Annotated in this window: 3 protein-coding genes; 2 read left to right on the top strand and 1 reads right to left on the bottom strand. The window is 70.4% G+C overall.

What is annotated here, in order from left to right:
• A partial coding sequence (locus D7V80_RS39900) for a M13 family metallopeptidase (protein WP_147447380.1) occupies nt 1–2,024 on the top strand: 2,024 nt, incomplete at its 5' end.
• A 150-nt stretch (nt 2,025–2,174) separates the two neighbouring features.
• Nucleotides 2,175–3,407 (top strand): S8 family serine peptidase, encoded by a 1,233-nt coding sequence (locus D7V80_RS39895; RefSeq protein WP_120593005.1) that lies wholly within the window; start codon nt 2,175–2,177, stop codon nt 3,405–3,407.
• Between the two features lie 68 nt (nt 3,408–3,475).
• On the opposite strand, the gene D7V80_RS39890 is transcribed toward D7V80_RS39895, so the two are convergent.
• The gene (locus tag D7V80_RS39890; protein ID WP_233586072.1) at nt 3,476–5,980 is read right to left on the bottom strand and encodes a kelch repeat-containing protein; all 2,505 of its coding nucleotides are present in this window, start codon (nt 5,978–5,980) and stop codon (nt 3,476–3,478) included.
• Nucleotides 5,981–6,087: the final 107 nt, after the last annotated feature.

Here is a 6,087-nt window from a genome sequence, read left to right as displayed (position 1 = left end):
CCCCGGCCCCGGCTCCGGCCGCCCCCGCCGCTCCCAAGCCGTACCTCGGAAGCTTCGGCGTCGACACGCCGGGCATGGACACCTCCGTCGCCCCGGGCGATGACTTCTACCGCTACGTCAACGGCAAGTGGGCGGACGGCGCGGTGATTCCGCCGGACCGCTCCTCCTTTGGCATGTTCACGCGCCTGGCCGAGGACGCCACGAAGCAGACGCGCGACATCCTGGAGGCCGCCGCGAAGTCGGACGCCCCCGCTGGCAGCGAGGAGCGCAAGCTGGGTGACTTCTACGCCAGCTTCATGGACGAGGCCGCCATCGAGGCCAAGGGCGCCACGCCGCTCAAGCCGGAGCTGGACCGCATCTCCGCCGTGGCCAACCGCAAGGGCCTGGCGTCGCTCCTGGGCACCACGCTGCGCAGCGACGTGGATCCGCTCAACACCGGGCAGGCCACCACGAACCGCCTCCTGGGCCTCTGGGTGGCGGAGGACCTGAACGACCCCAGCCGCTACGTCGCGTACATCCTCCAGGGCGGCCTGGGCCTGCCGGACCGCGACTTCTATCTGAAGGACACGCCGCGCTTCAAAGAGGTGCGGGAGAAGTATCAGCAGCACATCGCGACCCAGCTGAAGAACGCCGGCATCCCCGACGCGGAAGCGAAGGCCCGCGCCATCTTCGGGCTGGAGACGAAGATCGCCCAGGCCCACTGGTCCGCGCAGGACACGCAGGACGTGGAGAAGGTGAACAACCCCTGGAAGCAGACGGACTTCGCGAAGAAGGCGCCCGGCATGGACTGGGCCGCGTACTTCGCGAGCGCCGGGCTTGGGTCCCAGAAGGACTTCATCGTCTGGCAGCCGTCCGCCATCACCGGCATCGCGAAGCTGGTGGGCAGCGAGCCCCTCCAGACGTGGAAGGACTACCTGGCCTTCCACGCCATCATGCAGGGCACCCCGTACCTGTCGAAGGCCTTCGTGGACGCGGGCTTCGACTTCAGCGGGAAGACGCTCTCTGGCGCCCAGCAGCTGAGCGACCGCTGGAAGCGCGGCGTGAACTTCTCCAACCTCGCCATGGGCGAGGCCGTGGGCAAGCGCTACGTGGAGAAGCACTTCCCGCCCGCCGCCAAGGCCGAGGCGGACCTGATGGTGCGCAACATCCTGGCCGCGCTGGGCCGCCACATCGACGCGCTCGCGTGGATGTCTCCGGAGACCAAGGCCCGCGCCAAGGAGAAGCTGGGCACGGTGCAGGTGGGCATTGGCCACCCGGACACCTGGCGTGACTACTCCGGCCTGGAAATCGTGAAGGGAGACGCCTTCGGCAACGCGGAGCGCGCGGAGCTCTTCGAGCACCAGCGCAACCTGGCCAAGCTGGGCAAGCCCGTGAACCGCATGGAGTGGTTCATGACGCCCCAGGAGGTCAACGCGCTCAACTCGCCGCAGCAGAACTCCATCATCTTCCCGGCCGCCATCCTCCAGCCCCCGTTCTTCGACCCGAACGCCGACCCGGCCGTGAACTACGGCGGCATCGGCTCCGTCATCGGGCACGAGATCGTCCACAGCTTCGACGACGTGGGCGCGCAGTTCGACGCGCAGGGCAAGCTGTCCAACTGGTGGACGCCCAAGGACCTGGAGCAGTTCAAGGCCGCGGGCAAGGCGCTGGCCGCGCAGTACAACGCGTACAAGCCCCTGCCGGACATGAACCTGAACGGCGAGCTGACGCTGGGCGAGAACATCGCCGACGTGGCGGGCGTCTCCATTGCCCATGACGGCTACCTGATGTCCCTGGAGGGCAAGCCCGCGCCCGTGCTGGAGGGCTTCACGGGCGAGCAGCGCTTCTTCCTGGGCTTCGCGCAGGTGTGGCGCAGCAAGTTCCGGGAACCGCTGCTGCGCCGGCTGCTCGTGACGGACGGGCACTCGCCCGGCATGTTCCGCGCGGCCACCGTGCGCAACCTGGACGCGTGGTACCCGGCGTTCGACGTGAAGCCCGGCCAGGGCCTCTACCTCACGCCTGAGCAGCGCGTGAAGGTCTGGTAGTCCCGTTCCACCCGCACCGGGCGCACGAAGGCCGTGCGTCCGGTGCACCCGGGGGTCCTCCAGAAAAACCATTGGGGACGAAACTTAAAAAGGCGCGCTGCGACAATGTAGGAGTCAGTAGGCCGCTCCTCATCCCCCCGGAGGAACACCATGGAAATCAACCGCAAGTCGCCCGCCTCCATCGCCCCCACCGCCAACACGGCCACCTCCCGAGCCCAGGCGCCCAAGGCGAAGCCCCTGACGGTGCGTGACGGTTTCGACTCCCAGGGTGCGCGTCCCTCCAACTTCGTGGACCGCCCGACGGGCCGTCCCTCGATCCCGGGCGCCAGCGTGCCGGCGTCGGCCTTTGCCTTCGGCGGCGCGAACGTCGCGGTGAAGCCGGGCGCGAACAAGGTCGCCGACACGAAGCCGGTGGACCCGTCGCAGCCCAAGCCCAAGCTGACGGGCGAGCCGGTCATCGCGGTCATCGACGGTGGCGTGGACTACAAGCACACCGACCTGGACGACGCGATGTGGACGAACCCCGGTGAAGTCGAAGGGGACGGCATCGACAACGACGGCAACGGCATCGCGGACGACATCCACGGCTTCAACGTGGGCACCGGCAAGGGCGACCCGTTCAAGGGCGAGGGCACGGACCACGGCACGCACGTGGCGGGCATCATCGCGGCCGAGGACAACGGCGAGGGCAACACCGGCATCGCCGCGGGCAAGGCGAAGATTCTGAGCGTGGGCGGCCTGTACGACGGCGCGGACCTGCTCACCAACTTCGAGCGCTCGGTGGACTACCTGGTGAAGATGAAGACCGAGCACGGCGTGAACATCCGCGCCGCGAACGCGAGCTTCGGTGACTCCTACCGCGACGTTGCGTCCCAGAAGCGCTGGGAGGCCGCCATCCAGAAGCTGGCGGACGCGGACATCCTGCTGCTCGCGGCCACGGCCAACGGCAACGGCAGCAACATGAACAACGTGCCGGACATGCCGGCCAACGTGGACCTGCCCAACGTCCTCACCGTGGCGTCCATGGACCGCAACAACGACAAGCTGGCCCGCTTCTCGTCGCACGGCGACAAGGTGGTGGACCTGGCCGCCGTGGGCGAAGACGTGTTCAGCACCGTGCCCGGCAACGACTGGGAGGAGATGAGCGGCACCTCCATGGCGACGCCGACGGTGGCCGCCACCGCCGCGCGCATGTTCGCGGAGAACCCGGACCTGACGGCCGTGCAGGTGCGCGACCTCATCCTCAAGACGGTGGACCAGGACGCGGACCTCAAGGGCAAGGTCATCACCGGCGGCAAGCTGAACATCCAGGCCGCCATCGACGCCGCCAAGGCCACCGTGGAGCCGAAGCCGGAGACGCAGCAGCCCGTCGCCTCGCGCTGAAAGAACCGCCTGCCGTCTTCCGGGCCGGGTGCGCTCTGTGCGCGCCCGGCCCGTTGTCTTTCATGGCCTCAGGGGGTGAAGAGCTCCGTGGCGGACACGGGGCCTGCTTCACCCTCGCCCCCGGTGACCAGCACCCGGCCCGACGGCAAGAGCGTCGCCGCGTGGTTGCTCCGGCCCACGGACAGCCCGCCCGTGGCCCGCCAGACGCGGGTGTCCGGCTCATAGACCTCCGCGCTGGACAGATGCGCATCGCGCGCGTTGCCGCCGCCCGTCACCAGCACCCGGCCCGATGGCAGCAGCGTCGCCGTGTGCCACGCGCGCGCCTCGGACATTCCTCCGACGGAAGTCCAGGTGCCCGTGCCCGGGTCGTACAGCTCCGCCGTGGCAAGGGAGCCCACGGCCGCGACTCCCCCCGCCACCAGCACCTGGCCCGACGGCAGCAGCGTCGCAGTGTGAAGGCAGCGAGTGGACGCCATGCTTCCGGTGTTGCTCCAGGTGCCCTCCGCCGGGTCATACAGCTCCGCCGTGGCGGTCATGCTGCTGAGCACCATGCCGCCCGTCACCAGCACCTTGCCTGACGGCAGCAACGTCGCCGTGTGTCCCGAGCGGGCCGTGGCCAGGGCGCCGGAGATGGCCCAGGTCCCGGTCCCCGGGTCGTAGAGCTGCGCGCTGGGGCTGCCGCCGCCCGACAGCAGCACCCGGCCCGACGGCAGCAGCGTCAGCGCGTGCCCCTCGCGGGGCGCGAGCAGATTGCCAGCGGAGGCCCAGGAGCGGGCGGCCGGGTCGTACAGCTCCGTCCCCGCCGAGGGTCCCTTGTCGGTGGATCCCGCCGCGGCCAGCACCCGGCCCGACGGCAGCAGCACGGCCCCGAACACCTGGCGTGCGGTGAGCATCCCCCCGGTGGAGCTCCAGCTCTCGCTCTTCGGATTGAACAGCTCCGCCGACGCCAGGGCGCCCGTGGCCGAGGCTCCCCCTGCCACCAGCACGTCCCCCGAGGGCAGCAGCACCGCCGTATGGGAGGCGCGGCCCGTGGCCAGCGCGGCCGTGGCGCGCCACGTATCCCTTCCCGGCGAGTACACCTCCGCGGTGGCGAGCGAATACGTGGTGCCATCCGAGCCCCCCATCACCAGCACCCGGCCCGACGCGAGCAGGACGGCCTCGTGCGAGCCGCGCGGAGCGTTGAGCGCCACGGTCGAGGTCCACGCCGCCGTCTCCGGGTCGTAGAGCCACGCCGAGGTGGACTCCTCATCGCCATTCACCGCGCCTCCCACGAGCAGGACCTGTCCCGATGGCAGCAACGTCGCCGTGTGCCGACTGAGGGCCACGGGCAGGCTGGCCGTAGCCGTCCAGGTGCCGAGGGCCGGGTCGTAGAGCTCCGCGGTGGCGACGACTCCCGCGCCCGACAGGCTGCTGCCTCCCACGGTCAGCACCTTGCCCGACGGCAACAGCGTGACCGTGTGGACGAAGCGGTCCGAGGACATCTTGCCGGTGGCCGTCCAGGTGCCCGTGGCGGGGTCATAGAGCTCCGACACCGCGCGGCTGCCGCTCATGGTGAAGCCCCCCGTCACCAGCACCTTGCCCGAGGGCAACACCGTGAGCGCGTGCCGGGAGCGGCCGGCGGCCATGGCGCCGGTGGCGCTCCAGGTCCCCGCGGCGGGGTCATATACCTCCGCCGTGGCGATGCCCGCGCCCGAGGAATAGCCGCCCGACACCAGCACCTTGCCCGACGGCAGCAACGTCGCCGTGTGCATCCACCGACCGGTGGACATGCTGGCGGTGACGGACCAGGTTCCCGACACCGGGTCATAGAGCTCCGCTGACGTCGTGAGGCTCGCCCCGGTGTCGCCTCCCGTGACCAGCACCAGTCCTGAGGGCAGCAGCGTCGCCGTGTGCCCGGAGCGCCGCTGGACCATGGAACCCGTGGCGGTCCAGGTCTCCGTCGCCGGGTCGAACAACTCCGTGGCGGTGCTGTTCGAGCTTCCCGTCACCAGCACCCTGCCCGAGAGCAGCACCGTCGCGGTGTGGCTGGAACGGCCCATCACCAGGTTCTCCGTCCGCAGCCACGTGGGGCAGTCCGGGATGCCGACGGCGACGAACGACGCCACGGCCGACAGGTCCAGGGCGTTGGCGACCGTCACGGTGAACGACGCGACGATGCCGGGCTCCAGGCACCGCGGCGCCGTCCACACAATCTGGCTCGTGGTGGCCGTCTCCTGAGCGGCCCCCTGCGTCCCGACGTTCGCCGTCCACGAGAACCGCAGCGCGCTGCCCTGGGGGTCCTGCGCGGAGACGCGGAAGGTGAGCCGTCCGCCGCCCTCCACGTAGTTCGAGGCCGCGGGAGCCTCCAGGAACCGCGGTGCCAGGGACGTGCCCGCGTCGTCCGTTCCCGCGTCGTGCGTGCCACCGTCATCGGAGCCCGCGTCCTGACCGTCTCCGGCGTCGGAGTCCACCACGCCGCAGCGCTCCGGGTTGCGCAGGCAGAACTCACGCCCCTCCTGATCAAAGTCGGTGCAGCCACAGAGCGCGGCCAACAGCCCGCCCACCCAGAGGAGGCGAAGTGCGCGCGCGTTCACGGCCACCTCCCGGACACGAAGGCGGACGTCCCGTCCGTCCCCAGTTGAAGGCCTGGCTTCTCCGCGGGCCCGCCCAGCAGGAACATGCCCGCGGAGAGCCCCAGCCC

Origin of the sequence: Corallococcus sp. CA054B, assembly GCF_003611625.1 — a bacterium.
Taxonomy (GTDB): Bacteria; Myxococcota; Myxococcia; order Myxococcales; family Myxococcaceae; genus Corallococcus; species Corallococcus coralloides.
Note: the sequence above shows the minus strand (reverse complement) of the source record. Positions and strands in the feature narration are given on the sequence as shown.